The 24553-nt window shown below is 58.7% G+C and carries 27 protein-coding genes and 1 pseudogene; 17 read left to right on the top strand and 11 right to left on the bottom strand.

What is annotated here, in order from left to right:
* The 3 genes from BN1189_RS03910 to BN1189_RS03900 all read right to left on the bottom strand — a co-directional run.
* Positions 1 to 798 (bottom strand): transposase (locus BN1189_RS03910; RefSeq protein ID WP_179860903.1); only part of this gene is annotated, 798 nt, incomplete at its 3' end.
* 162 nt (positions 799 to 960) lie between these two features.
* Complete coding sequence (locus BN1189_RS03905) at positions 961 to 1713, bottom strand: hypothetical protein (protein WP_040225663.1); 753 nt, start codon at positions 1711 to 1713, stop codon at positions 961 to 963.
* A gap of 41 nt (positions 1714 to 1754) precedes the next feature.
* Positions 1755 to 1883: a LysR family transcriptional regulator gene (locus BN1189_RS03900; protein ID WP_257125367.1), complete on the bottom strand. Its 129-nt coding sequence runs from the start codon at positions 1881 to 1883 to the stop codon at positions 1755 to 1757.
* A gap of 105 nt (positions 1884 to 1988) precedes the next feature.
* Here BN1189_RS03900 and BN1189_RS03895 point away from each other — a divergent pair, with 105 nt between their 5' ends.
* The 12 genes and pseudogenes from BN1189_RS03895 (at position 1989) to BN1189_RS03835 (ending at position 13927) form a co-directional block, all read left to right on the top strand.
* Positions 1989 to 3083, top strand: coding sequence for a citrate/2-methylcitrate synthase (locus tag BN1189_RS03895; RefSeq protein WP_040225662.1), 1095 nt, complete (start codon positions 1989 to 1991; stop codon positions 3081 to 3083).
* Between the two features lie 277 nt (positions 3084 to 3360).
* A complete protein-coding gene (rocF, locus tag BN1189_RS03890; protein ID WP_040225659.1) occupies positions 3361 to 4263 on the top strand; it encodes an arginase in 903 nt (300 codons plus the stop codon).
* A 161-nt stretch (positions 4264 to 4424) separates the two neighbouring features.
* Positions 4425 to 4988, top strand: coding sequence for an RNA polymerase sigma factor SigW (gene sigW, locus BN1189_RS03885; protein WP_040225656.1), 564 nt, complete (start codon positions 4425 to 4427; stop codon positions 4986 to 4988).
* 12 nt (positions 4989 to 5000) lie between these two features.
* Positions 5001 to 5639 carry an anti-sigma factor family protein gene (locus BN1189_RS03880; RefSeq protein WP_040225654.1) on the top strand — a complete coding sequence of 213 codons (639 nt, stop codon included), beginning with the start codon at positions 5001 to 5003 and terminating at the stop codon, positions 5637 to 5639.
* Between the two features lie 229 nt (positions 5640 to 5868).
* Entirely contained in the window at positions 5869 to 6705 is an 837-nt protein-coding gene (gene cdaA, locus BN1189_RS03875) for a diadenylate cyclase CdaA (protein ID WP_098049683.1), read from the top strand.
* Entirely contained in the window at positions 6698 to 8083 is a 1386-nt protein-coding gene (locus BN1189_RS03870) for a CdaR family protein (RefSeq protein WP_040225649.1), read from the top strand. Before cdaA ends, BN1189_RS03870 begins: the two co-directional genes overlap by 8 nt.
* Positions 8084 to 8130: 47 nt before the next feature.
* On the top strand, positions 8131 to 9489 hold the full coding sequence (gene glmM, locus BN1189_RS03865) for a phosphoglucosamine mutase (RefSeq protein ID WP_040225647.1): 1359 nt from the start codon (positions 8131 to 8133) through the stop codon (positions 9487 to 9489).
* A 120-nt stretch (positions 9490 to 9609) separates the two neighbouring features.
* Positions 9610 to 10533 carry a hypothetical protein gene (locus BN1189_RS15965; protein WP_040225644.1) on the top strand — a complete coding sequence of 308 codons (924 nt, stop codon included), beginning with the start codon at positions 9610 to 9612 and terminating at the stop codon, positions 10531 to 10533.
* 244 nt (positions 10534 to 10777) lie between these two features.
* Complete coding sequence (locus BN1189_RS03850) at positions 10778 to 11875, top strand: carbohydrate kinase (RefSeq protein ID WP_040225638.1); 1098 nt, start codon at positions 10778 to 10780, stop codon at positions 11873 to 11875.
* Positions 11872 to 12198 (top strand): annotated as a pseudogene (locus tag BN1189_RS03845) (pseudouridine-5'-phosphate glycosidase); the annotation flags it as partial. The gene BN1189_RS03850 and the pseudogene BN1189_RS03845, both read left to right, overlap by 4 nt.
* Positions 12153 to 13010 carry a carbohydrate kinase family protein gene (locus BN1189_RS03840; protein WP_082194130.1) on the top strand — a complete coding sequence of 286 codons (858 nt, stop codon included), beginning with the start codon at positions 12153 to 12155 and terminating at the stop codon, positions 13008 to 13010. The pseudogene BN1189_RS03845 and the gene BN1189_RS03840, both read left to right, overlap by 46 nt.
* The gene (locus BN1189_RS03835; RefSeq protein WP_179860902.1) at positions 13007 to 13927 is read left to right on the top strand and encodes a pseudouridine-5'-phosphate glycosidase; all 921 of its coding nucleotides are present in this window, start codon (positions 13007 to 13009) and stop codon (positions 13925 to 13927) included. The genes BN1189_RS03840 and BN1189_RS03835 overlap by 4 nt, the downstream gene beginning before the upstream one ends.
* A 180-nt stretch (positions 13928 to 14107) precedes the next feature.
* Here the strand turns inward: BN1189_RS03835 and BN1189_RS03830 are convergent, their stop codons facing one another.
* The 3 genes from BN1189_RS03830 to BN1189_RS03825 all read right to left on the bottom strand — a co-directional run bounded on the left by BN1189_RS03830 (position 14108) and on the right by BN1189_RS03825 (position 15411).
* Positions 14108 to 14587: a hypothetical protein gene (locus tag BN1189_RS03830; protein ID WP_052455621.1), complete on the bottom strand. Its 480-nt coding sequence runs from the start codon at positions 14585 to 14587 to the stop codon at positions 14108 to 14110.
* A 147-nt stretch (positions 14588 to 14734) separates the two neighbouring features.
* The gene (locus BN1189_RS15960) at positions 14735 to 14911 is read right to left on the bottom strand and encodes a hypothetical protein (RefSeq protein WP_179860901.1); all 177 of its coding nucleotides are present in this window, start codon (positions 14909 to 14911) and stop codon (positions 14735 to 14737) included.
* Between the two features lie 80 nt (positions 14912 to 14991).
* Complete coding sequence (locus BN1189_RS03825) at positions 14992 to 15411, bottom strand: hypothetical protein (protein ID WP_040225635.1); 420 nt, start codon at positions 15409 to 15411, stop codon at positions 14992 to 14994.
* 305 nt (positions 15412 to 15716) lie between these two features.
* Between BN1189_RS03825 and BN1189_RS03820 the strand changes: the two genes are divergently transcribed.
* Together BN1189_RS03820 and BN1189_RS03815 are read left to right on the top strand one after the other, a co-directional pair.
* A complete protein-coding gene (locus tag BN1189_RS03820) occupies positions 15717 to 16166 on the top strand; it encodes an HIT family protein (RefSeq protein WP_052455620.1) in 450 nt (149 codons plus the stop codon).
* Positions 16138 to 16626 carry a GNAT family N-acetyltransferase gene (locus tag BN1189_RS03815; protein ID WP_040225632.1) on the top strand — a complete coding sequence of 163 codons (489 nt, stop codon included), beginning with the start codon at positions 16138 to 16140 and terminating at the stop codon, positions 16624 to 16626. The genes BN1189_RS03820 and BN1189_RS03815 overlap by 29 nt, the downstream gene beginning before the upstream one ends.
* Before the next feature lie 17 nt (positions 16627 to 16643).
* On the opposite strand, the gene BN1189_RS03810 is transcribed toward BN1189_RS03815, so the two are convergent.
* The 3 genes from BN1189_RS03810 to BN1189_RS03800 all read right to left on the bottom strand — a co-directional run bounded on the left by BN1189_RS03810 (position 16644) and on the right by BN1189_RS03800 (position 18392).
* Positions 16644 to 17189 carry a hypothetical protein gene (locus BN1189_RS03810; RefSeq protein WP_069201946.1) on the bottom strand — a complete coding sequence of 182 codons (546 nt, stop codon included), beginning with the start codon at positions 17187 to 17189 and terminating at the stop codon, positions 16644 to 16646.
* Between the two features lie 138 nt (positions 17190 to 17327).
* Positions 17328 to 17822 (bottom strand): GNAT family N-acetyltransferase, encoded by a 495-nt coding sequence (locus BN1189_RS03805; protein ID WP_040225628.1) that lies wholly within the window; start codon positions 17820 to 17822, stop codon positions 17328 to 17330.
* 129 nt (positions 17823 to 17951) lie between these two features.
* Complete coding sequence (locus tag BN1189_RS03800) at positions 17952 to 18392, bottom strand: YtoQ family protein (RefSeq protein WP_040225690.1); 441 nt, start codon at positions 18390 to 18392, stop codon at positions 17952 to 17954.
* Between the two features lie 183 nt (positions 18393 to 18575).
* On the opposite strand from BN1189_RS03800, the gene BN1189_RS03795 reads away from it, so the two are divergent.
* Entirely contained in the window at positions 18576 to 19619 is a 1044-nt protein-coding gene (locus BN1189_RS03795) for a C45 family autoproteolytic acyltransferase/hydolase (protein ID WP_040225626.1), read from the top strand.
* 42 nt (positions 19620 to 19661) lie between these two features.
* On the opposite strand, the gene BN1189_RS03790 is transcribed toward BN1189_RS03795, so the two are convergent.
* Both BN1189_RS03790 and BN1189_RS03785 read right to left on the bottom strand, forming a co-directional pair.
* Positions 19662 to 22079, bottom strand: coding sequence for a heavy metal translocating P-type ATPase (locus BN1189_RS03790; RefSeq protein ID WP_040225623.1), 2418 nt, complete (start codon positions 22077 to 22079; stop codon positions 19662 to 19664).
* Positions 22080 to 22109: 30 nt separating this feature from the next.
* A complete protein-coding gene (locus BN1189_RS03785) occupies positions 22110 to 22571 on the bottom strand; it encodes a CopY/TcrY family copper transport repressor (protein ID WP_040225620.1) in 462 nt (153 codons plus the stop codon).
* A gap of 169 nt (positions 22572 to 22740) precedes the next feature.
* On the opposite strand from BN1189_RS03785, the gene uvsE reads away from it, so the two are divergent.
* Both uvsE and BN1189_RS03775 read left to right on the top strand, forming a co-directional pair.
* Positions 22741 to 23643, top strand: coding sequence for a UV DNA damage repair endonuclease UvsE (gene uvsE, locus BN1189_RS03780; RefSeq protein WP_040225617.1), 903 nt, complete (start codon positions 22741 to 22743; stop codon positions 23641 to 23643).
* Between the two features lie 154 nt (positions 23644 to 23797).
* The gene (locus tag BN1189_RS03775; RefSeq protein ID WP_040225614.1) at positions 23798 to 24526 is read left to right on the top strand and encodes a Fic family protein; all 729 of its coding nucleotides are present in this window, start codon (positions 23798 to 23800) and stop codon (positions 24524 to 24526) included.
* The last annotated feature ends 27 nt before the right edge of the window (positions 24527 to 24553 follow it).

Genomic DNA, 24553 nt, shown 5'->3' with positions numbered 1-24553 from the left:
TTTTCTACGGATTCCCTTGCGGACCGCTGTATCTGTCTCTTTCTCACTTTTGTCCGTCAGGATCTCTTCCTGTCCTTCCAAACGGGAGACGGTCTCCATCAGTTCCTCCACCGAAGGATCACCTTCAGGCAGACTTCCCATTTCGAATCCCTCTGCCTCTGCAATCTCATGGATCTCCTGCAGGGTCTCGCTGATTTTCTTTTTCAGCTTTTCCTCGTATCCCAACACCGCTTTCTTGAATACAAAGGAATATTTATTGGCATCCGCCTCGATTTTCGTCCCATCGAGGAAGTAATTTTCAAAGTCAATGAAGCCGCGATGATGCAATTCCATCACCATCGCTTCGAATAAATCATCGATCATCTTGGGCATTCGGACCCCGCGGAACTCATTGATGGTCCGGTAGTCGGGAAGCTGGCCGGCGGCCAGCCACATAGCAGGAATGCTTTCCCTTGTCAGCTTTTCAATGCGCCGGCAGGAATATTCCTTTTGGGAGTAGGCGTAAAGAATGATCTTAAGCATCATCTTCGGGTGGTAAGAACTGCGGCCGCCTCCGGAATAATGCGCAATGAGCTGATCATCCGGAATCGTCTCGATCATTTCATCAATGACACGTGCCACATGGTCATCGGGAACCAGCGATTCGACATCGAAGATGGCGAAGGACTGGCGGTTATCATAGGGCTTGAAGACAGGCGCCAACCGGCGTTTTGGACGTTTTTCCTCAGGCTTGTTCACCTCTGCCAAGATCTCCATTTCTGTGATATACTCTGTTGTAGCAGTCTTCGGATTGCACATAAAAAGATCGCTCCTTTGTGTGTGTTGTTGTGGTGACTCCATTCTACAAAAGGCAGCGGTCTTTTTCTATTTTTTTGAGAGAGATAAAAAACAGAAAGGGGCTGTCACAGAAAGTCGTTTTTATCGACTTTCTGGACAGCCCCGTTTTTCGATGCATCCGATTCATTCTTCCATCCCGCCGGTCTTCCGCTCCTGCCGGTCCTTCTCGTCCTCCCGATCCTCGCCGGTATCCTTCTCGTCCGACTTCGGATCGGCCCGTTCACCGGACTCGACGCCATCCTGCGCTCCGTCCTCCTTTTCCCGCTCTTTCTCCCGCTCGTGCTTTTCGTGTTCCTCCCCGACGTCTTGAATCTCATCCTTCATCTCCTCGATCTCTTCCATCTGTTCCTCGTACTCCTCCTCGACCTCGGACGTCGACGGGATGAACGGCTCGTTGTTGTAGTCCGTCCGCTTCCCGTACCGGAGCATCTCGTAGATGATCATCCCGTTGTTCGGCATCCCGTTCACCGTCTTCATCGGCACGACATCGAACAGCACATAGTAAAACTGATAAAAGATGAACCGGCTCCAGAACGTCTCGAACTTCACGATGATCCCGTTCGCCAGCAAAGCGTTGATCGTGATGCCGGCGACCGCATTCACCAAAATCGGGCCGGAATAGATCGCCACGTAAATCCACTTATTCTTATGCTTCAGCTCGTCATACGAAAACCAGCTGTAAAGATGATAATATTTGCGCACATCCAAAATCCCGTACTTGAACAAACGGGGCCCCGAACCGACCGTGATCCGCGGCTTCTTCACCCCGAACAGCCAGCTCACGATCAGATAGCCGAGTTCCCGCATGAATATGACAACCGGCAGGATAATGAACGCCGAGATAATGAGAGAGATCAAATCCTTCAGGCCAAACATGAGAAACCCCTTTCACCCCGTGACCTTCCGCATCGCATCGCTTATATATACCCACATTCCCGAAGGATACTGATTCCATTCGGCTGGGACATGAGGAGCCGCTCCGCCGCTTTCCTGAAATTCAGCGTTTCCGCCGCCGCACAGAATGTACGCAGCCATTGATTTTCCATGTGGATTCCTCCCGGACGATTAAAAACGGTAATTGTTTCAATTATAAATCATTAATTTCTTTAATCAACCGGGCCTCCTATACTGGAGGAAAGGAGGCGTTGGACATGATTCAGAAAGGCTTGAAAGGCGTGGTCGCCGTCGAAACAACAATCGCCGAGGTGGACGGAGAGAACGGAAAGCTCCGGTACAGGAGCCGGCCGGTGGAGGGATTGCTGCCGGGCCGGACGTACGAGGAAATCGCCGGCTTCCTATGGGACGGAGAGCTGCCGGGCCCGGAGCGGCTGTCGGAGATCGACCGGCTGCTCAAGGAAGGCCGGGTGCTGCCCGGGCATATTGATGCATTGCTCAGGACATTGCCCGCCGACATGCCGATCATGGATGCCGCGAGGACGGCGATTTCCGCATACGCACATCCGGAGTTCAAGAGCCGCCCGATCGGTGAACAGGCGGCCCTTCTGACCGGCGCCCTCCCTGTCATCATTTCCGGCCATTACCGGAAACAGGCGGGGCTCGGGAACTGCCCGGCGGACTCCGGGCTCGGGCAGACAGAGAACTATCTGTGGATGCTCACAGGAGAAAAGCCTGACCGTGCAAAGGCCGAGGCGCTCGGCATGTACTTGAAGCTCACGATGGAACACGGAATGAATGCTTCGACATTCGCCGGCCGGGTGACGATCTCGACCGAGTCCGATTTGACCGCCGCCGTGACATCCGCGCTCGGCACGATGAAAGGGCCGCTCCACGGCGGCGCCCCGTCCGGCGTGATCGATTTGCTAGAGGAAATGAAAGCGGCGGCGGACATGGCAAAAGTCATCGAAGGGAAGCTGGCGTCCGGAGAAAAGATCATGGGATTCGGTCACCGCGTCTACCGGACCGAAGACCCCCGTTCCGTGTTGCTGCAGGAGACGTGCCGCGGACTCGAAGGCCAGGACGACTGGCTCGACCTCGCCGTCACGGCGGAGCGGGAAATCATCCGCCTGCTGGAGATCCACAAACCCGGCCGTAGGCTGTACACGAATGTCGAATACTACGCTGCCGCCGTTATGCGTGCGATCGACATGCCGCCGGAACTGTTCACCCCGACCTTCAGCATCGCCCGCATGGTCGGCTGGACCGCCCACGCCATCGAACAGATCCGCGACAACACGATCTTCCGGCCGGAATCCGAATTCACGGGAGTGCGGAGTGATGCCGGGTGAAGTGTCGGTCCTGGAAAGGGTGACGAGGGCATTCACGGGCGAATCGAACGATTATCCTTTTGAATCGAATGATTAGGCGTCCGAATCGAACGATTACTGCTTTGAATCGAACGATTACGCGTCCGAATTGAACGATTGCCTTCTCGAATCGAACGATTCCCCCAAAAAAGAGTCCGCTCCGGCCGCCGATGAATAAATATTACAAAACATGTCCGGTTGAGCCATTCCGCCTTTCCGTTCCATAATAGAACGGTAGAATCGAAAGGGGAATGGGATTATGAGAGACAAGGAAATTTCCATTATCGGGGTTCCGGCAGATTTCGGCCAGAGCCGCCGCGGAGTTGATATGGGGCCGAGCGCGATCCGGTATGCCGGCGTTGAGGAGCGGTTGCAGGAGCTCGTCCGCGAGATTCGGGACGAAGGGGACATCCCGCTCGACACCGATCTGCCGCGCGATCAGTCCGGCACGAACCTGAAAAACCTGCCGGCGGTCACGAAAGGAAACGAGAAGCTCGCCGCGAAAGTGTCGGAAACCGTCAAAGACGGCCGCTTCCCGCTCGTGCTCGGCGGCGACCACAGCATCGCGATCGGCACGCTCGCCGGCCTGTCCGAGCATTATTCAAACCTTGGGGTCATCTGGTATGACGCCCACACCGACCTGAATACGGCGGAAACGTCGCCGTCCGGCAACATCCACGGCATGCCGCTCGCCGTCGCGATGGGCCTCGGCCACGAAGACCTCACGTCGATCGGCGACGGGCCGAAAGTGAATCCGGAGAACATCGTCGTGATCGGCGCGCGTTCCGTCGACCCGGGCGAACGCGAACTCGTGAAGGAAAAAGGCATCAAAGTATACACGATGCACGAAATCGACCGCGACGGGATGAAGGCGGTCATGGAAGACGCCCTCCGCTACCTCGAATCGCGCGGTGTCGACGGCATCCACCTGTCACTCGACCTTGACGGTCTCGATCCGCTCTACACACCGGGCGTCGGCACGCCGGTACAGGGGGGCATCAGCTACCGGGAGAGCCACCTCGCGATGGAAATGCTCCACTCTTCGGGGAAAATCACTTCCGCCGAATTCGTCGAGGTCAATCCGATCCTCGACGAGTACAATAAAACAGCAGACGTCGCCGTGGGCCTGATGGGCTCGCTGTTCGGCGAAACCTTGATTTAAAGCCTTTTCAAGCCGATTCCTATCACAGGAGTCGGCTTTTTAAAATTTGTAGGATTTTTAGATTTCCCTTTGCTACAATGGAATGAAGAAAAAAGTGAAACCAATCTGCATGGTTGCTCGTATATAAGACAGCCGCATGGAGCGGAGGGAAGACGTAAAAAATGGAAGACATCGTAAATAAAAAAATCAAGCAAGTCCTAAAGGGGGACCAGTCTGCATTTGAGGAAATCGTCTCCCTGTACCAGAACCGCCTCTATCAGGTCTGCTACCGGATGCTCGGCAACCAGCACGAAGCGGAAGACATCACCCAGGAAGCGTTCATCCGGGCCTATATCAACCTGCATACGTTCGATCAGAAGCGGAAGTTCTCGACATGGCTTTACCGGATTGCGACCAATCTGTGCATCGACCGGATCCGCAAGAAAAAGCCGGACGCCTTTTTGGACGCCCCCGTGCCGGGGACGGAAGGGCTCGATCATTATTCCAGCATCGCACACGACTCGCCCCTGCCCGAGGAAGAAGTCGAACGGATGGAACTCCAGGACCGTGTCCATTATGAGATCGGACGGCTCCCTGATAAATACCGCTCGGCGATCGTCCTCCGGTACATCGAGGAACTGCCGCTCAAGGAGATCAGCGAGATTCTGGAGCTGCCGCTCGGCACGGTGAAGACACGCATACATAGGGGCCGCGAAGCCCTTAGAAAACAAATGAAGACTTTGTAGGAGGGACCAGGGATGAAACCGTGTCCGGAAGAAATCGTCCGATATATGCATGATTATCTGGATGGGGAAATCACCCGCCGGGATGAACAAATTCTAAAGGAGCATCTGGAGAAGTGTCCGGCCTGCCAGGAACATATGGACGGGCTCAGCCGTTCGGTTGCCTTCCTGAAGAGCGCTGCTCCGGTCGAAGCACCGGCCGGCCTTGTCAGCAACGTCATGGCAGCCCTGCCGAAAGAGCGCCAGGGCGCAGGCGTGCGCCGGTGGTTCGGCCGGCATCCGATGCTCGCTGCTGCTGCGATGTTCATTCTCCTGGCGGGCGTGGCCCTGCTTTCCAATTTCCATACAGAAGACCAGTTCGCGGTTTCCCGCCAGCCGAACATCGTCGTCCAGGGCAACCAAGTCACCGTGCCTGAAGGCGAAACGGTCAAGGGCGACCTCGTCGTGAAAAACGGCGACCTCCGAATCGAGGGGGAAGTCGAAGGCAACGTCATGGTGATCAACGGCTCGAAATACATGGCGTCCACCGCTGTCGTCACCGGCCAGATCGACGAGATCAACCAGGCCTTCGAATGGCTCTGGTACAAGATCAAGGCCGGCGTGAAAGACGCCGTCTCGGTATTCGGCAACGACAAGAGCGACGGAGAAGAATAGAGGAATGAAAGAGAGATCCGCCCGGGGACAGGGGCGGATCTTTTTTGAGTTTGCGGGATGAAGATAACGCTTTCTCGGATAAAGATAACGCTTTGCGCCAAAAAGATAACGTTCCGCCCGGGCAGCACCCGCTCCGGTCCCCCGGCCGCAATCCGTTCCCGCAAGCCTCAGGCCCCTTGGATATGCTATAATGTACGGTATGTAACCGGAAGAAAAGGCGGGGATGCCTGTGTCGTTAATGGAACGTTTTTCGGACTTCACTTTCATGGAAGCGCTCATCAACATCGTTGATATCCTGCTCGTGTGGTTCGTCCTTTATAAGCTCATCGCCATCATCAAGGGCACCAAGGCCGTCCAGCTCCTGAAAGGCCTCTTCGTCATCATCATCGCCTGGTTCCTCACGAAGGAACTCGGCCTGAAGACGATGTACTGGATCATGGAACAGATCCTCACCTGGGGTTTCCTGGCCGTCATCATCATTTTCCAGCCGGAACTCCGGCGTGCGCTCGAGCAGATCGGGCGGGGCAAGCTGTTCTCGCGCGGTGCCCTCCAGGAAGAGGAGGAACGCAACCGGCTCGTCGAATCGGTCACAAAGTCGGTCGGCTACATGGCCAAACGGCGGATCGGCGCGCTCATCTCGATCGAGCGGGAGACCGGGCTCAGTGAGTATATCGAAACGGGGATCCCGATGCATTCGGACCTGACTTCGGAACTGCTCATCAACATCTTCATCCCGAACACCCCGCTGCATGACGGGGCGGTCATCGTCCAGCAGCAGCGGATCGCCGCGGCGGCGTGCTATCTGCCGCTGTCCGAAAGCCCGTTCATTTCGAAAGAGCTCGGCACGCGCCACCGCGCGGCGCTCGGCTTGAGCGAAGTGACGGATGCCATCACGGTCGTCGTCTCGGAGGAGACCGGTGCCGTCAGCATCACGGCGAACGGAGACCTCCACCGCAACCTGTCGACGGAGGAGTTCGAAGCGCTCCTCCGCAAGATGTGGTTCGGGCCGGTGCCCGAGCCGCAGGCCGCCTCCAAGTGGAAACGGGGAGTGAAGAAAAATGGATAGATTCATGGACAATCCGTGGTTTCTCCGGGGATTGGCCTTGCTGTTCGCGCTCCTGCTCTTCTTGGTCGTCCAGTCGGAGGAGGACCAGAGCGGCAAGGCGGCTGCAGGCACGGACATCGCCGTGCTGCAGGATATCCCGGTCGAAGTGTACTATGACAATGAAAACCTGATCGTCACCGGCGTCCCGGAATCCGTCAACCTGACGATCGAAGGGCCCGCCAATATCGTCCAGACGACCCGCGCACTGAAGGATTTCACCCTGTTCGTCGACCTCCGCTCGCTCGTGATGGGTGCGCACACCGTGAAGATCCAGCATGAGAACCTGTCGGACAAGCTGGAAGTCCGGATCGATCCGGACACGGTCGATGTCATGATCGAAGAACGCATCACGAAGGAATTCCGGGTCGACCCGGAAATGAACGAGCAGCTGCTCGCCGACAATTACATCATTAATTCAATCGAAACCGATCCGTCCACGGTCATGGTGACCGGGGCGAAGAGCATCGTCGATTCGATCAGCTTCGTGAAGGCGTCCGTCGCTGCTGAGGGCGGCGTCGACGGCCCGATCGAGCAGAAGGCCCGCGTGCGGGTGCTCGACCGGGAACTCAACAAGCTCAATGTCGAGATCGAGCCGGCGGAAGTGACCGTCAAGGCCGACATCTCCGAGTACACCCGCTCGGTCCCGGTCACCCTGCGCCGCACCGGAAAGCCGCCCGAGGGCGTGACGGTCGGCGACATTACCTCCGCAACCGAATCGGTGAAAGTGTCCGGCCCGCGGAACGTCGTCGACAACCTCGAAAACGTCCCGGTCGATGTCGACCTGTCGAAAGTCTCGGGGACCGGCAAACTCACCGTCGAAGTCCCGAAACCGTCGGGCGTGACGAAAGTGTCGCCGGGCAAGATCGAAGTGAACGTGCAGACAAGCTCGAACGACAGTGAAGAAGCGATGGCCGCAACACCGGATGACGAGACCGATCCGGCAAAAGAACAGGAAAGTCCGGATGCCGGCAACGGCGGTGTCGCGGAAGCTCCTGCCGAACCGCAGGAAAAGCCCAAGCCGCAGCCGGAAGAGGAAGGAAATGCCTCGCCTGATGTCGAAGAAAGTCGGGAGCTTGCCGGAATGACGGTTGAAATCCGCGGATTGGTGGAAGGAAAGAAGGGTGAAGTTGTCCAGCCGCCGAACGGCCAGGTGTCTTTGACCGTCCGGGGCAAACAGTCGGCGCTCGCCTCTGCGGGCAAGAAGGACTTCGCGGTCTTCGTCGACGCGGCGGGCCTCCAGGACGGGGAATCCTCGTTGAACGTGCAGGTCGCCGGCCCTGAAGGAATCAGCGCCGTCCCCTCCGTCCAGCGTGTGACCGTCCGGGTGCTGACGGCATAAACAACAATTAATCTACTTGAACTTCAATAGGTGAAGGAGAGAGATCGATGGGAAAACATTTCGGAACAGACGGTGTCCGGGGCGTGGCAAACGCCGAACTGACGCCTGAACTTGCATTCAAGCTCGGCCGCTACGGCGGGTACATTTTGACCCAGCATGCGACGGGCAAGCCGCAGGTGCTGATCGGACGCGACACCCGCGTCTCGGGCCATATGCTCGAGAGCGCGCTCGTCGCGGGTCTCCTGTCGATCGGAGCAGATGTCATGCTGCTCGGCGTCATCAGCACGCCGGGCGTCGCCTACCTCACACGCGCCATGAGCGCAGATGCCGGAGTCATGATCTCCGCATCCCATAACCCTGTCGAAGACAACGGCATCAAGTTCTTCGGTGCCGACGGCTACAAGCTGAGCGACGACCAGGAAGAAGAGATCGAGGCCCTCATTGAAAAAGAGACGGACGAGCTCCCTCGTCCGACCGGCGCGGCGCTCGGCAGCGTCACCGATTACAAAGAAGGCGGACAGAAGTACATCCAGTACTTGAAGCAGACGGTCGACGAAGAGTTCACCGGCCTTCACGTCGCGCTCGACTGCGCACACGGCGCCACGTCCTCGCTCGCGACCCATCTGTTCGCCGACCTCGACGCGGACCTGTCGACGATGGGCTCCTCGCCGAACGGCCTGAACATCAACGACGGCGTCGGCTCGACCCACCCGGAAGCGCTCGCCGGCTTCGTGAAAGAGAAGGAAGCCGACATCGGCCTCGCCTTCGACGGCGACGGCGACCGCCTCATCGCGGTCGACGAAACCGGCCGCATCGTGAACGGCGACCAGATCCTCTTCATCCTGGCGCGCCACCTGAAAGAGGAAGACCGCCTCAGCAAGAGCACGGTCGTCTCCACGATCATGAGCAACATCGGCTTCTACAAAGCGCTTGATGAGATCGGAGTGACAAGCGTCAAGACGGCCGTCGGCGACCGCTACGTCGTCGAGGAAATGAAGAAACATCAATTCAACCTCGGCGGCGAGCAGTCCGGCCATATCATCATGCTCGATTACAACACGACCGGCGACGGACTCCTCACGGCGATCCAGCTCGTGAACGTCATGAAAGAGACCGGCCGCTCCCTGTCCGACCTTGCCGCGGATGTCCGGATGTTCCCTCAGGAACTCATCAATATCCGCGTCACCGACAAAAACGCCGTTGCGGACAATGCCAAAGTGGCCGCCACAATCAGCGAAGTCGAGAAAGACATGGCCGGCAATGGCCGAGTCCTCGTCCGGCCGTCCGGCACCGAGCCGCTCGTCCGCGTCATGGTCGAAGCCCGGACCGAAGACGAAGCGTCCCGCTACGCCGAACGCATCGCCGATGTCGTCCGCGCCGAAATGGGCACGGAACAACCATCTTAATTGACATTCAACCCCCGCCCAGGAGCATCCGGAGCGGGGGTTATTTATGTCAGAGGGGCGGATACCCCGGCTGCAGGGAGGGTAAATAGGAGGGAGACACATTTCAAAGGAGGGAGCCGGATGAAGAAGACGCGAACGGCGATCCTCGTTCCGGCCGCCTGCCTGCTGATGCTCGGCGCCTGCAGCCCGGACCGCCCGGATCCGGCGGTGCAGGAAGAGAACACAGACGGGCAGGGCGAAGGGGCAGCCGGCAGCGGGACAACCGGAGAAAACATGGAGACCGGCGGCAGTGAAGGGCAGGAGGCCGGTGAATCCGGTGACGGCGAACCGGATGACGGCGAATCAGCAGAAACCGGCGGTGCCGACGGCGGGGAGTCCGAGGAAGCCGGACAGCCGGATGGCGGGGAGGATCCCGCAGGCCACCGGGCGCATCTCCTGTCGGAAATCCGGAAACAAGTGGAAGCCGCCGCTGACATGGAACCCGCCCTGCCCGGCGTGCCCGCACCGAACGGGAAGTACCTCGGCGCCGCGGTCGACGCCGAAGCCGACCGATATCAGGTGACTTACTATCTCACGGATCAACCTTTAGAACTGAACGCCAAGGAACTGGACGGGCTCCCGCAAGACGCCGTTGCGGAAGCGCGGATCTATGAATCTCCCGGTTCCGCCAAATCCAACGTCGGCTACGAACAGGAGCCGGAAGGGAAGGGGAACGTCAACCTCGGCTACGGCATCAGCGGCTTTAAGGATGCCGGAGCCGGCAGTGTTTTTCTGACGTGGCATGAAGGCAAATGGTCATTCTCGATGCGCAACCAGAACATCGACAACCCGGGTGCCGGTGACGAAATGACCGCACTCGCCAAGAAAATCGTCGCCAAGCTCGAAGACCGCATGCTCCCGCCGCCCGAAGAACTCGCCGCCGGCTCGTTCGACATGTCGTCGGACACCCACAAGCTCACCTGGCAGCGGGGCGCCGTCCTGTACGCCGTCACCGCGGACGATCCGCTCGAGCTGATCGACCTCGTTGCCGATTTATATGAATGAATATGGAACCCGCCGGGGGCGACCCGGGCGGGTTTTATTCATGGTGGGGAGGGGCGAAACTAAAGCTGGAGGCTTTGAATCTAAAGCGGGAGCCTTCGAAACTAAAGGAGGAACCTTTGAATCTAAAGGAGGAGGCTTCCAATCTAAAGCAAGAGCCTCCGGAACGAAAGAAGGCCGGGTTGACATCGTTTAAACAAGAGTTTAAAATACAAACAAAAGTAATGACCCTGAAGGAGGTCCTGCCATGACGGACAAGGAATCGGCGATCGTCGGGCTGCTCCGGCAGAACCCTTACCTCACCCAGCAGGAGATGGCGGAGCAACTCGGCATGTCGCGGCCGGCGCTCGCGAACCTCATATCCGGGCTCACGCGCCGGGGCGTCATCAAAGGCCGTGCCTATGTGCTCGCCGAGGAAAACCGCGTCGCGGTGATCGGCGGGGCGAACGTCGACCGGAAGTTCCACTTGAAGGCACCCGTCCAGGCCGGCACCTCGAACCCGTCGACCGTCTCCGTCTCGGTCGGCGGCGTCGCGCGAAACGTTGCGGAGAACCTCGGCCGCCTCGGCCACCCGGTGAGCCTGCTCACGGTCGCCGGCAATGATGCCGACTGGCAGCGCATCGAAGAGGCGTCGGCCAATCACATCGACCTGACCCACGTCGCCCGGCTCCCCGGCCGGACGACCGGATCCTATTCCGCCGTCCTGAACCCGGACGGGGAGATGGCCGTCGCACTCGCCGACATGGACGTCTATGACGAACTGTCCCCCGCCTTTATCGACTCGCACGCCGCCGCGCTCGCAGGTGCCGCACTCATCGTCATTGACCTGAACTGCCCGGCAGAAACCGTGCAGCACGTCCGGGAAATCGCCCGCAGGAACGGAACCCCGCTCGCCGTCGTCCCCGTCTCCTCGCCAAAGATGGACCGCATGCCCGATAACCTGGACGGCGTCTCCTGGTTCATCTGCAACCGGGACGAAGCCGAAGCCTACACCGGGATCACGATCAGGGACGACGCAACCTGGGAACAGGCCGTACAGCTTTTATTGAAGAAAGGCGCCGGCTCGGCCGCCGTGACGGCCGGCCCGGACGGCGTCATGGCCGGGTCGCAGGGCGGAGGGGTGCACCGCTGCCCGGCTGTCCCGCGCGTCCGGGTGGAAGACGTGACGGGCGCGGGGGATGCGTTCGTCTCCGGCGTTCTGCACGGGCATCTTGAAGGCCGCCCGTTCGATGAAATCATCCGGCTCGGCCTTGTCAACGCCGCCAGAACGCTCGGCTCCCCGCACACCGTGCGCCCTGAGCTCACGAAAGACCAACTCGAATCCGAAACGGAGGAACTCCAATGATCAACCAATATCTCGACTTTTCCGCAGAAGTGAAAGCAGCGATGGACGAAGGCAAGCCGGTCGTCGCGCTCGAATCGACGATCATCTCCCACGGCATGCCGTATCCCCAGAATGTCCGGACCGCCCGCGAAGTGGAGGAGATCATCCGCGAGAACGGCGCGGTGCCGGCCACGATTGCCATCATCGACGGCAAGATCAAGATCGGCCTGTCCGACGAGGAACTTGAAATGTTCGGCAATGCGGAAGGCGTCGCGAAAGTGTCCCGCCGCGACCTGCCGTGGGTCGTAGCGACGAAGCNGTCTCCGTCTCGGTCGGCGGCGTCGCGCGAAACGTTGCGGAGAACCTCGGCCGCCTCGGCCACCCGGTGAGCCTGCTCACGGTCGCCGGCAATGATGCCGACTGGCAGCGCATCGAAGAGGCGTCGGCCAATCACATCGACCTGACCCACGTCGCCCGGCTCCCCGGCCGGACGACCGGATCCTATTCCGCCGTCCTGAACCCGGACGGGGAGATGGCCGTCGCACTCGCCGACATGGACGTCTATGACGAACTGTCCCCCGCCTTTATCGACTCGCACGCCGCCGCGCTCGCAGGTGCCGCACTCATCGTCATTGACCTGAACTGCCCGGCAGAAACCGTGCAGCACGTCCGGGAAATCGCCCGCAGGAACGGAACCCCGCTCGCCGTCGTCCCCGTCTCCTCGCCAAAGATGGACCGCATGCCCGATAACCTGGACGGCGTCTCCTGGTTCATCTGCAACCGGGACGAAGCCGAAGCCTACACCGGGATCACGATCAGGGACGACGCAACCTGGGAACAGGCCGTACAGCTTTTATTGAAGAAAGGCGCCGGCTCGGCCGCCGTGACGGCCGGCCCGGACGGCGTCATGGCCGGGTCGCAGGGCGGAGGGGTGCACCGCTGCCCGGCTGTCCCGCGCGTCCGGGTGGAAGACGTGACGGGCGCGGGGGATGCGTTCGTCTCCGGCGTTCTGCACGGGCATCTTGAAGGCCGCCCGTTCGATGAAATCATCCGGCTCGGCCTTGTCAACGCCGCCAGAACGCTCGGCTCCCCGCACACCGTGCGCCCTGAGCTCACGAAAGACCAACTCGAATCCGAAACGGAGGAACTCCAATGATCAACCAATATCTCGACTTTTCCGCAGAAGTGAAAGCAGCGATGGACGAAGGCAAGCCGGTCGTCGCGCTCGAATCGACGATCATCTCCCACGGCATGCCGTATCCCCAGAATGTCCGGACCGCCCGCGAAGTGGAGGAGATCATCCGCGAGAACGGCGCGGTGCCGGCCACGATTGCCATCATCGACGGCAAGATCAAGATCGGCCTGTCCGACGAGGAACTTGAAATGTTCGGCAATGCGGAAGGCGTCGCGAAAGTGTCCCGCCGCGACCTGCCGTGGGTCGTAGCGACGAAGCAGCCCGGTGCGACGACGGTGGCCGCGACGATGATCTGCGCCGAACTCGCCGGCATCCGGATCTTCGTCACCGGCGGCATCGGCGGCGTCCACCGCGGCGCCGAGGAGACGATGGACATCTCCGCGGACCTCGACGAACTCGGCAAGACCAACGTCGCCGTCGTCTGCGCGGGCGCCAAGTCGATCCTCGACCTCGGCCTCACGCTCGAATACCTCGAGACGAAAGGCGTCCCGGTCGTCGGCTACGGCACGGACGAACTCCCGGCGTTCTTCACGCCGAAAAGCGGCTTCCCGCTCGGCCTCCGCGCAGACGGCCCGGATGAAATCGCCGGCATGCTGAAGGCGAAATGGGACCTCGGACTCGAAGGCGGCGCCGTCATCGCCAATCCGATCCCCGACTCGGATGCGCTCGACGCCGACTTCATCAACGGCATCATCGGAAACGCGCTCGACGAAGCCGCCGCAAACGGCATCAAAGGCAAAGACACCACCCCGTTCCTCCTCGCAAAAGTGAAGGAACTCACCGAAGGCAAGAGCCTGGAAGCAAACATCGCCCTCGTTAAGAACAACGCGAAGATCGGCGCGGGCATTGCGGTTGCGTTTAACGAAGTGAATCGATAAAGAGTAAAGCCGCCTGTGATGGGCGGCTTTTTGATGCGGAATCGGGTGTGAGGGGGTGAATGTTAAGCAAGGGGAGCTGAATGTTAAGCAAAACGGGCTGAATGTTAAGAAAGAGCCGCTGAATGTTAAGCAAACAGTCGTGAATGTTAAGAAAGAATCGGGTGGACGGCATTCCGGTATTTAACTTTCTTCTTTCCTCAGTATCCTTCCGAACATCCAGGCCAGCACCCCGCCATACAGCAGGTGCGCTGCGAGCCACACGCCGAGCGCCGCCGCATCGCCAAGCGCAGGCGTCCGTTCCGACAGCGCGGTTACCGGCCAGATACCGAGACCGACGATCCCGTTGAGCGCGGTGACCCATCCCGCCATCCGCCGGCCCGTCCACCGGAAGCGGAGGACGATCCGGAAGAGGATGACGGCAAGGACGACCGAGACGATCAGGTGGAACGAGAACTCGACCGGAGCGGGGAAGCGGTATTCCTTCAGCACCGGCACGTAGTCGATGTTCATCAAGAGCGTATACACCTTCAGCCCTGTCGCCTTCTCGGCCGCATACAGCAGCGCGCCGAGGAAAACGCCGGCGGCCAGTCCCGCCGCGGCCGGTCGTCCAATCCATTTGTTCCGCCGGTTTCCCATCGCTTCGCGCTCCTCTGGCTCCATTTGATTCCATCCTACACGAGAACCACGGCGCCTGGTAGCCCAATGCAAAAAAGCCGCAGCTCCGGTAGACCGGCGCTGCGATGAGTGGAATGTTCGGATGTGAAGTTGTTGGGTTGCACATGCAAGATCGGGCGAGGCGGTCCGCCGTCATGAGACGGCCGGCACCACCTCCCGCTCGCGGGACACCGGATCGTCCAGGCGTCCGCCGTCATACTCGCTGAGAATGAACCCGCCGCCAAGCCCTTCGCTGATCATCCGGTCCACCTGCACCACGCATTCACACTGCATTTTTTCAGCTTGTACGCTCATTTCGTGGCCGTTCATGTCGACCGCCTCCTTGAGACCATTGTCCCACCGCGGCCGGCCGGGAACCTTGATCCCGGTCAAACTTTTGCAAATAAGCCTCAAACCCACTTCCGGATCAGCCAGCCGACGACCCAGCCGAACACGGCATGCGCGAGCGTCCAGTACACCCAAGCCACCCCGTCCGAAAACTCGGGCGGCTGGTCCGACAGCGCCGTCAGGGAAAACAACAGCGCCGAGCCGATCGTGTAAACCGCCACATACGGCGAGATCCAATGCTCCCGCCCGAACGGCCGGAGGAAATAAAATAAAATGATCGCGCTAAAGACGCAGATTCCGTAGTGGAACAGCAGCCCGATCAGCCACACCGGCCGCCACCTGTTCACAACCGGAATGTAATCAAAGTTGAACAGCAGCACATACGCCGGATTCCCCGTCAGCAACTCCACCAGTTTCAGCACGACGATCAGCACCGTCCCCGCAATCAATCCGATCGCCGCCAGCTTCGCCGCATCGCGCACGCCTCCACCCCCGCTCTTTCTTCACCTATTCCCGCAGGGCATGACGACAAACGAATCGTCAACGACCGCGCCGCTTTTGCCGAGTGAATCTTCCTTCGACATAAAGCGTTGCTTTTATCCGCAGAAGCGTTATCTTTATCCGGCGAAGCGTTGCTTTTATCGGAGTGAGCGTTATCTATATCCGCAGAAGCGTTGCTTTTATTCGCGAGGCCATCACGCCGAAATGCGGCGCTTTTACAGGAATCGGTCGGCGGACCTTGCCGTGTGGTAGAATTGTCTGAACAGCGACAGAGGGGGAATCGCCATTGACCGCCTGTATTTTCTGCAAGATCATCTCCGGCCAAGCACCGGCACACATCCTTTATGAGGATGAACACGTCTGCTGCTTCCTCGACAGATATCCGATCAATCCGGGCCATGTGCTCGTCGTTCCAAAAGTGCATACGGCTGAATTCACCGACGTCGATCCGGAGAGCCTGGCAGCCGCGATCCGGGCGGCCCAGAACATCGCCCGGGCAATCGAAGGGCAACTCGGCACGGACGGCATCACCGTCATGCAAAACAACGGGATTTTCAAAGACGTGGAACACTACCACATGCACATCATTCCGCGTTTCAAAAACGACGGTTTCGGCTGGGTGGAGCCGGACATCGACATATCGTCGGTCGACTTCGATTCTTTGGAAGAAAAGCTGAGGGCCGCGCTGGCCGGAGGGGAGACACCGGATGTTAGAAACCGTACGATGCGTCCTTAGGCCACCGGTTCCCGGTGACCTGCCGGATGTCCAGTCCCTTTATAGAAGTGAAAAAGTCCGTGCCCATCTCGGCGGGCCCAGACCTCCGGAGGAAGTAGAGCGGGCTTTCGATGAGATGCTCAAGAATCCCGGCCCATCCTGGGTGATCCGACAACGGAGACATGACGCATTCATCGGAATGATTTCGCTCGACCCTCACCACGACGGCGAAGCAACAGAAATTTCCTTTCAGATCCTGCCTGAATTCTGGGGTGAAGGATTCGGAACCGAAGCGGTGAGGACAGTGATCCGGCATGCATTCGATGAAAAGGGGCTCGACCGGTTGCTTGCCGAAACACAGGCCGCCAACACCGCCTCCCGACGGCTTCTCACTCGTCTCGGAATGGAGGAAGCGGGAAGGGTCATGAGATTTGGGGCGGAGCAGATCATCTATTCACTGGAAAAGAAGGATTTTATTTAACCGGGAATGTCCGGCACTCATTCCTCATCCTCAATATCCATCAGCCGGAATTCGGCACCCGCCGGATGGAGGGACAGATAGTCATCTCCGTCCGGCGTGGCACAGGCGATTGCCGCTTCTTCGAGAAGTCCATGCTTGGCGAGTTCGTCGGTGACGACTTGTAGTGCTTTGTCCACGTCGATGACATAGAAGAAAGTATTCGCAGTGCCGCTGCCGATATCGCCGCCGTCGCAGTAGCCGATCCCTGTCCGGTTCAAACGTTCATCCAACTCGTCTTCGGCAATCTGACGCTTGTCCAATGCGGCCTGCATGTCGCCGTCCTCGTAACTGAACTGGACGACGAATTCATGCAGTCCGTCTTCGTCGACAAGTTCAAATCCGTTTCTCATTTGCTCTTCGGTCAATTGATTCATCAGTCTGCCGGAGCTCTGGACCGATCCGGGTTTCACCTCTTCCGTCACGCCGTCTGACCCGACGGTCCCGTGGTGGATCATGAGTGTCCGGCCATTCTTCCATACTTCCCAGAATTCCGTTTTGTTGCCCGCTTTTTTATACAGCATCATCTTCACCTGCCCGCTGTTATTTTTTTCAATAGTGTACATGAGGGCAGGGGGAAGGGCAACAGCCAACACGAGCTCGCCGCTTTTCATTGCGAATGAATTAAAGCCGTCCGGCGCACGCCGGACGGCTTCTTCCTGTCATCAAATCAACTTCGCCATGTAATACTCATCCACATACCGGCCGGCAACGAGCAGGGAGTCCCGCTTGATGCCTTCGACCTCGAAGCCTGCCCGCTTATAGAGCGCGACACCGCCCTCGTTGTCGGTCCGCACGGTGAGTTCGAGCCGACGGAGTCCGCGGGCGGCGGCCCATTCGCCGAGCGCATCGAACAGTGCACGGCCGATGCCCCTTCCGCGACAGTCTTCGTGCACGCCGACCACGACATACGCCCGGTGGCGGGTCCTCAATGTGTCATCTCCCCGTGCGATGAGGTAGCCGGCAACTCGCCCGCCGCCATGAGCGACCAACAGAGTGGACGCCGGGTCCTCCCGCAGCCGGTTGATCATCACCGCCGCTCCGTCCGCAGTCATCCCGCGCTCGCCAGGTGCAAACAGCATCATCCCCGAGGCTTCCGCGCTCTCCACGGCTTCCGCGAGTCCGTCCGCGTCTTCCGGGACCGCCTGCCGCACTTCCACGTTCAGCCGAGCCAATTTTGGTTGTAGGCGATGATCCCGATGATCGCCCCGATCGCCGCTCCGACTCCGCTATATATCAATAGAGAGAAGCGGGACGCCTTCCGTTCCTCATTCACCGAATCCCGCCTTTCAATCAAAGATATACTTCAGTGCCTTGATCGCCTGGTCGCACGTCTCGACGGTGGCGCTCGCCTTGCGCGACAGCTCTTTCAGCGCGTGGGTGTGCGCTTCCGGGTGGATCAGGATGAGCGGCTTGCCGAGCGCAACGGCTGCCGAGGCGTCCATCGCGGTGTTCCACTGCTTGTATTTCTCGCCGAACAGGGCGATGACGAGGTCGGCCTTCTGCATGAGCACCTCGGTGCGCAGATTGTTGAAGCTCGACGCGGCCCAGTCCTTGTAGGCCGGACCCGGCTGTTCGCCGATGATTTCCTCGCCGATGTTGTCTGAACGGTCATGGTCCTCCTGGGGACCGACAAAGTCGATCGGCAGCTTCAGTGCAGCAACTTTCTCGCGAATTTCATCGCGCCAGGACGAATGGATCTCGCCGGCCAGGTAAACAGTCAAACGCATGATGATCCCCTCCACAGAAAATTCAGTCGGTTCCATTGTAACACGACCGCCCGGACGGCGCCAAAACAGGGCCGGCAGGAGCTATATACAATCCATTTACTGGAGTCCAGGCTGGCCGGGTGGTAACGTGATGAAAGACCCGGTATCCGGGCCGAAGACTGACCATACGAGGAGTCTGAGCGCATGAACGCTTATTACAGCGACGTCATCCAATTCAAAGGGAGCCACTACGACTTCGGCTATATGCAGGGGGAACGGCTGAAAGAGTCCCCCATCTTATCCAGGCGGGCAGCGCAATGGGCGGCCACGAGAAAACGCCATTTCAATATCAATCAATCCGAAGCGGTCGATCTGTTCTCCAGGTTCATCCCGCATATGCTCGACGAGTTGCAGGGACTGGCCGATTCGCTCGGCTGGACGATGGAGGAGGCGTTGGTGGAATTCGGCGGCTACTATGTGGAAACCGCCAAAAGCGGCTGTTCGATTCTGACGGGGCCGGACTTCATGATCCGCAACTATGACAGCGATCCGGCATTTTATGAAGGGCGCTACGTCATCTACCAGCCGACCGACGGAGGCTATGCGACCTTGGGGCCGACCATGCAGATTACGGGCCGCACCGATGGGATGAACGAAAAGGGCCTGGCGATGGGATACAACTTTGTGAACCGGGTCCGTTCGGGGGATGGGTTCATCTGCAACATGATCGGACGGATGGTCCTGGAGACCTGTGCGGATGTCCGGGAAGCGATCGCGCTGCTGAAGGAAATCCCTCACCGGACTTCGTTCAACTATATGCTGACGGACCCGGCCGGCGACACGTTCATCGTGGAAGCCTCCCCGAGGAAAGTGACCGAAAGAAGAGCGTCTGTCAGTACGAACCATTTTGAGATCCTTGCCGAAGAAAACCGCTACAGGACGGAAGACTCGGTGAGAAGGCGGGATGAATTGACTGACCGGGGAGACGGACTGGATGCGTCCGCGGCCTACCGGCTGTTGAACGGCCGCAAGGAAGGAATCTTCGCCGAGAAGTACGGTGCGTCGGCCGGGACGATCCACACATCCGCCTACCTGCCCGCCGAGCGGAAGGCCCTGTTTGCAATCGGCGGCAATCAAATGCCCGTCATCTTCAACTTCGGCCGTTTCCTGCAGGAGGGGGAGCGAACGAACGTGACCCGGGTGAAGGGCATGCTGGATTATCACAAGCCTTTCATCAATATGGAATAGAAAAAAGCCGCAGGAGGCGTGAGCTCCTGCGGCTTTTGCATTTTACTTGGACAGCTTTACCCGCTGCAGACGCAGCGCATTCAGCACGACGGACACAGAACTGAAAGCCATCGCGGCGCCCGCCACCCAAGGGGCGAGGAGGCCGGCTGCGGCGACCGGGATGCCGAGGCTGTTGTAGGCGAACGCCCAGAACAGGTTCTGCTTGATGTTCCGCATCGTTTTCCGGCTCATGAGGATGGCGTCGGCGATGCTGTTCAGATCGCCGCGGATGAGCGTAATGTCCGCGGCTTCCATGGCGACGTCCGTGCCGGTTCCGATCGCCATGCCGACATTTGCCGTGGCCAGGGCAGGGGCGTCGTTGATGCCGTCGCCGACCATGGCGACTTTCTTGCCCTGCTGCTGGAGCTTTTCGACTTCCTTCGCTTTGCCTTCGGGAAGAACTTCCGCGATGACGGCATCGACGCCTACTTCGTTGCCGATCGTCTGCGCAGTCCGCTCGTTGTCACCGGTCATCATGATGACGGTGATGCCCATGTCTTTCAGACGTTTTACTGCTTCGACGGACGTTTCCTTGATCGTGTCGGCGACAGCGACCATTCCGGCGTACTCGCCGTTGATGCCGGCGATCATCGCGGTCTTGCCTTGCCGTTCGAGTTCTTCCATGACCGGAAGGACGGATTGCACGTCGATGTTATATTCCTGCATCAGCTTCCGCGTGCCGATGACGACGCCCTGTCCGGAAATGGTGGCCGTGACGCCGTGACCGGGGATCGCTTCAAAGAACTGGACGTTGCCGAGTTCGATTCCTTTTTCCTGGATGCCGTTCACGATGGCTTCCGCCAGCGGGTGTTCGGACTGCTTCTCGGCCGCGCCGATCAGCGAGAGGAATTTCTCTTCATCCTGTCCGTCTGCAACCCGGACATCCGTCAGTACGGGCTTGCCGTGCGTGACGGTACCGGTCTTGTCGACGACGACCGTGTCGACGGCCTGGGTCTGTTCGAGATGTTCGCCGCCTTTGAACAGGATCCCGAATTCGGCGGACCGGCCGGACCCCGCCATGATGGAAGTCGGGGTGGCCAGGCCGAGTGCGCAAGGGCAGGCGATGACGAGGACCGTGATCAAGACTTCAAGTGCCGGCGTGAAGTCGCCCGGCTGCACCCAGAAGTACCACGCGATGAACGCCAGGATGGCGATGCCGACGACAATCGGGACGAAGATTCCCGAGATTTTGTCGGCCAGACGCTGGATCGGGGCCTTCGAGCCTTGTGCATCTTCCACGACTTTGATGATCTGGGCGAGCGCGGTGTCGCGCCCGACCTTGGTTGCGGTCATCTTGATGAAGCCGTTTTTGTTGATCGTGGATCCGAACAGGGCATCGCCGGCCTGTTTGTCGACCGGGAGACTTTCACCCGACAGCATGGATTCGTCCACTGCGGTGTGCCCTTCGAGCATTTCACCGTCGACCGGAATCTTTTCGCCCGGCTTCACGAGGATCGTGTCGCCGACGATGACTTCATCGAGCGGAACTTCTCTTTCCGTGCCGTCTCTCAGGACGGTTGCCGTCTTCGCCTGAAGGCCCATCAGTTTTTTAATCGCATCGGACGAACGGCCCTTGGCTTTGGCTTCGAACAGTTTGCCGAGGAGGATCAGGGTGATCAGCACGGCACTCGTTTCAAAGTACAGATGGGGAACATGACTGGTTCCCGCCGTCACAATCGCCTGGTAGAGACTGTAGAAATAGGCGGCCGACGTCCCCATGACGACGAGGACATCCATGTTCGCGCTGCCGTTGCGGAGCGCCTTGTAGGCGCCGACGTAAAACTGCCGGCCAATAATGAACTGCACCGGCGTGGCGAGCGCCATCTGGAACCACGGATTCATCAGGAGATCCGGCACGTACATGAACGACGTGAAGGAGAAGTGGGCGAACATCGTCCAAAGCAGCGGCAGGGACAGGATCAGGGAAGCGATGAATTTGCGCTGCTGCGATTTGATATGCTGTTCCCGGTAATCGACGGGCTCCGTCTCATCCTGCTTCGGGTGGGCCTCGTAGCCGAGCTTCTCCACTTTCGCGATCAGGTCGCGGACGGTGACTTCTGACGGGTTATACGAGATGGTCGCTTTTTCAAGGGCCAGGTTGACGTTCGCAGCCGAGACGCCGTCCATTTTGTTCAGCCCTTTTTCGATGCGCGTGGCACATGCCGAGCACGTCATGCCGGTGATGTCGAATTCCGCCTTCTGCTTCACGACCCCGTAGCCGAGGGATTCGATTTTCTTTTCCAACTCGGCTTCGGACATCTTGGACGGATCATACTTGACGGATGACTTCTCGAGGGCGAGGTTGACGGCCGCCTGTTCGACGCCGTCCATCTTGCTCAGCCCTTTTTCAATGCGGGTGGCGCATGCTGCGCAAGTCATCCCGGAAATCTGGATGCTTGCTTCTTTTGAGGGTTCGCTCATGGAACTCATCCTTTCTTCATACGGTCTTGATCAGCAGCCGCATCCGTCATTCCCGTGCAGGCTGCAATGGCACTGCCCGGGGATGCAGTTGCACGGCACTTCTTCGACTGCGGTTTCTTTTTTCTCGTCGAGAATGGCTTGGAGCACATCAATATCCCGGTGGCTCAGCGTCGCCTTGGACAGCACATCCCCGATCGTCCTGCCGACTTCCCGGTTGCATACATGACTGAAAAACTCATCCAGCGCGTGGCGGACGAACTCGCTTTCGCCGACCATTGCGGAATAAAGATAGCGCCTGCCTTCCGTTTCGGTGCTCAGCATGCCTTTGTTGACAAGCCTGCCGAGAAACGTTTTGGTCGTGGCCGGCTTCCAGTCCATCTTTTGTCCGAGCACGTCGATGATCTCTTTGCTCGATGCCTGGCCGTGTGCCCAGACGACCCGCATGACTTCCCATTCTGAATCAGTGACGTTGAAATCGGTTTTAACGGACATATCGACACCTCTTTTGCTCAGTTTTATCTCTTGTGCTTTTAGTTTACGTTTGTAAACGTTAATTGTCAAGAGTCTGGACTGCAAGGAATGAAGAGCAGGGGGGATGGATGATGCGGGGGCGCCGGGGGTATATAGTATGATAAAGGAAACAGCCAGTGGGGTGAGGAGCTTGAAAGTCGGATACGCCTGCATCAACACATCGATCAAAGAGCATTTCAGGACGTGCCGCGTGGCAACGGTCGAGAAGAAGGGCCCCGAAATCCTCAAGGAGCTCACGCTCGAGAACCTGAAGCTCACGAAGCGGATCATCGAATGGAACATCGAACACGGGATCAAGTTTTACCGCATGACGAGCGAGATGGTCGTCCTTGCGACGCATCCGGTCAATCCGTGGGACTGGCGGAACGATCCGGACGTGATCCAAGCCTGCTCGGAGATCAAGATGCTCCGCGATGAACACGGCCTCCGGCTGTCGACGCATCCGGGACAGTACTCGGTGCTCAACTCGCCGAATCCGGACGTCGTCGACCGGACAATCGCCGATCTCGACTACCATGCGGCACTGTCCGAGCTCACCGGAGCGCAGGACATGATCCTCCACCTCGGCGGCAAATATGGAGACCCGGAAGCGGCGCTCGGCCGGCTCGTGAATGAAACGCGCGCACTGCCCGAACCGATCCTCAAACGGCTGCGGTTTGAAAACGACGACCGGACCTACAACCTGGAAGACGTCCTGTTTGTCAGCGAAGCGACCGGCGTACCGGCCTGCTTCGACATCCACCATCACCGCTGCAACCCGGCGGACGCCCCGCTCGAAGGACTCATCAACCGGGTGTACGAAACATGGAGAAACACCGGCACGCCGAAAGTCCACATCTCCTCCGGCAAGACCGCACCGAGCGACCGCCGGCACCACGACTTCATCTCCCCCGAAGACGTCGACTGGCTGCTCGACGTCCTCGCCGGCCGCAACGCCGACATCATGGTCGAAGCGAAGGCGAAGGAACGGGCCGCGCTCGGCGTGATCGAACTGCTCGGGGAGCGGGGGATCCGGGTGGACGGCGCATCCTGAATGAATCGTTTTTGGCATTTGCCCGGCAAAGGATACGGACCTGGTTGTTTTGGAAACCACCTTGGAAAAACACTTAGATGACTTCAAGAACTTTGCGAAGAGGATGATGGCCCTGGAGAAATCAAGCGACTTAAGCTGAAATGAGGTGATCTGTTTGTTCGAAACCATCGATGCAAAGATGGCCCGTCTGGATGCTGCCCGTCCGTTGCCGCCCTACACATTGAAAAGCCTGCAGGAGAAACTTTTTTTGGAATGGACCTACAACTCCAATGCCATCGAAGGAAACACGTTGACGCTGAACGAGACGAAAATCGTCCTAGAAGGAATCACGGTGGGCGGGAAAACGTTAAGGGAACATTTGGAGGTCATCAATCACCGCGATGCGATCATGTACGTCGAGGAAATTGTCCAAAAGAAAGAGCCTCTTTCCGAATGGCAAGTCAAAAACTTGCACCGATTGGTCTTAAAGGGGATCGATGACGATTACGCCGGCAGATACCGCGGAGAACAAGTCTTCATTTCGGGCGCAAAACACATCCCGCCGGCTCACTTTTTGATCCAGGAGAAAATGGAGCGGATGATGGACTGGTATCACAAAGAAGGTTTCCTCCTTCACCCTGTCGAGCGGGGGGCCATGCTACATGCGATTTTCACGGGCATTCATCCCTTCGTGGATGGGAACGGGCGCACCTCCAGACTCCTGCTCAACCTGGAAGTCATGAAAGACGGATTCCCTCCAGTCGTGATCAAGGCGGAAAACCGATTGGCTTATTATGAAGCGCTGGACAAAGCACATACAACAGAAGACTACCGGGACTTTATAACATTGGTGAAAGAAGAGATGGAAAACTCGCTGGATTTATACTTGAGCGCGATTGATTAATAAGGGAGAGGACGGGCGAGAACGTAG

It is taken from the genome of Bhargavaea cecembensis (genome assembly GCF_000826125.2).
In the GTDB taxonomy this organism is placed as follows: domain Bacteria; phylum Bacillota; class Bacilli; order Bacillales_A; family Planococcaceae; genus Bhargavaea; species Bhargavaea cecembensis_B.
The sequence above is the reverse complement of the archived record's forward strand: the minus strand, read 5'-3'. Positions and strand labels throughout refer to the sequence as shown.

Coding starts and splice junctions, on each gene's coding strand:
- BN1189_RS03905 (WP_040225663.1), bottom strand. CDS start 1,713: ATGTTTGGCCTGAAGGATTTGATCTCTCTCATTATCTCGGCGTTCATT.
- BN1189_RS03900 (WP_257125367.1), bottom strand. CDS start 1,883: ATGGAAAATCAATGGCTGCGTACATTCTGTGCGGCGGCGGAAACGCTG.
- BN1189_RS03895 (WP_040225662.1), top strand. CDS start 1,989: ATGATTCAGAAAGGCTTGAAAGGCGTGGTCGCCGTCGAAACAACAATC.
- rocF (WP_040225659.1), top strand. CDS start 3,361: ATGAGAGACAAGGAAATTTCCATTATCGGGGTTCCGGCAGATTTCGGC.
- sigW (WP_040225656.1), top strand. CDS start 4,425: ATGGAAGACATCGTAAATAAAAAAATCAAGCAAGTCCTAAAGGGGGAC.
- BN1189_RS03880 (WP_040225654.1), top strand. CDS start 5,001: ATGAAACCGTGTCCGGAAGAAATCGTCCGATATATGCATGATTATCTG.
- BN1189_RS03870 (WP_040225649.1), top strand. CDS start 6,698: ATGGATAGATTCATGGACAATCCGTGGTTTCTCCGGGGATTGGCCTTG.
- glmM (WP_040225647.1), top strand. CDS start 8,131: ATGGGAAAACATTTCGGAACAGACGGTGTCCGGGGCGTGGCAAACGCC.
- BN1189_RS15965 (WP_040225644.1), top strand. CDS start 9,610: ATGAAGAAGACGCGAACGGCGATCCTCGTTCCGGCCGCCTGCCTGCTG.
- BN1189_RS03850 (WP_040225638.1), top strand. CDS start 10,778: ATGACGGACAAGGAATCGGCGATCGTCGGGCTGCTCCGGCAGAACCCT.
- BN1189_RS03835 (WP_179860902.1), top strand. CDS start 13,007: ATGATCAACCAATATCTCGACTTTTCCGCAGAAGTGAAAGCAGCGATG.
- BN1189_RS03830 (WP_052455621.1), bottom strand. CDS start 14,587: ATGGAGCCAGAGGAGCGCGAAGCGATGGGAAACCGGCGGAACAAATGG.
- BN1189_RS15960 (WP_179860901.1), bottom strand. CDS start 14,911: ATGAACGGCCACGAAATGAGCGTACAAGCTGAAAAAATGCAGTGTGAA.
- BN1189_RS03815 (WP_040225632.1), top strand. CDS start 16,138: ATGTTAGAAACCGTACGATGCGTCCTTAGGCCACCGGTTCCCGGTGAC.
- BN1189_RS03810 (WP_069201946.1), bottom strand. CDS start 17,189: ATGATGCTGTATAAAAAAGCGGGCAACAAAACGGAATTCTGGGAAGTA.
- BN1189_RS03800 (WP_040225690.1), bottom strand. CDS start 18,392: ATGCGTTTGACTGTTTACCTGGCCGGCGAGATCCATTCGTCCTGGCGC.
- BN1189_RS03795 (WP_040225626.1), top strand. CDS start 18,576: ATGAACGCTTATTACAGCGACGTCATCCAATTCAAAGGGAGCCACTAC.
- BN1189_RS03790 (WP_040225623.1), bottom strand. CDS start 22,079: ATGAGCGAACCCTCAAAAGAAGCAAGCATCCAGATTTCCGGGATGACT.
- BN1189_RS03785 (WP_040225620.1), bottom strand. CDS start 22,571: ATGTCCGTTAAAACCGATTTCAACGTCACTGATTCAGAATGGGAAGTC.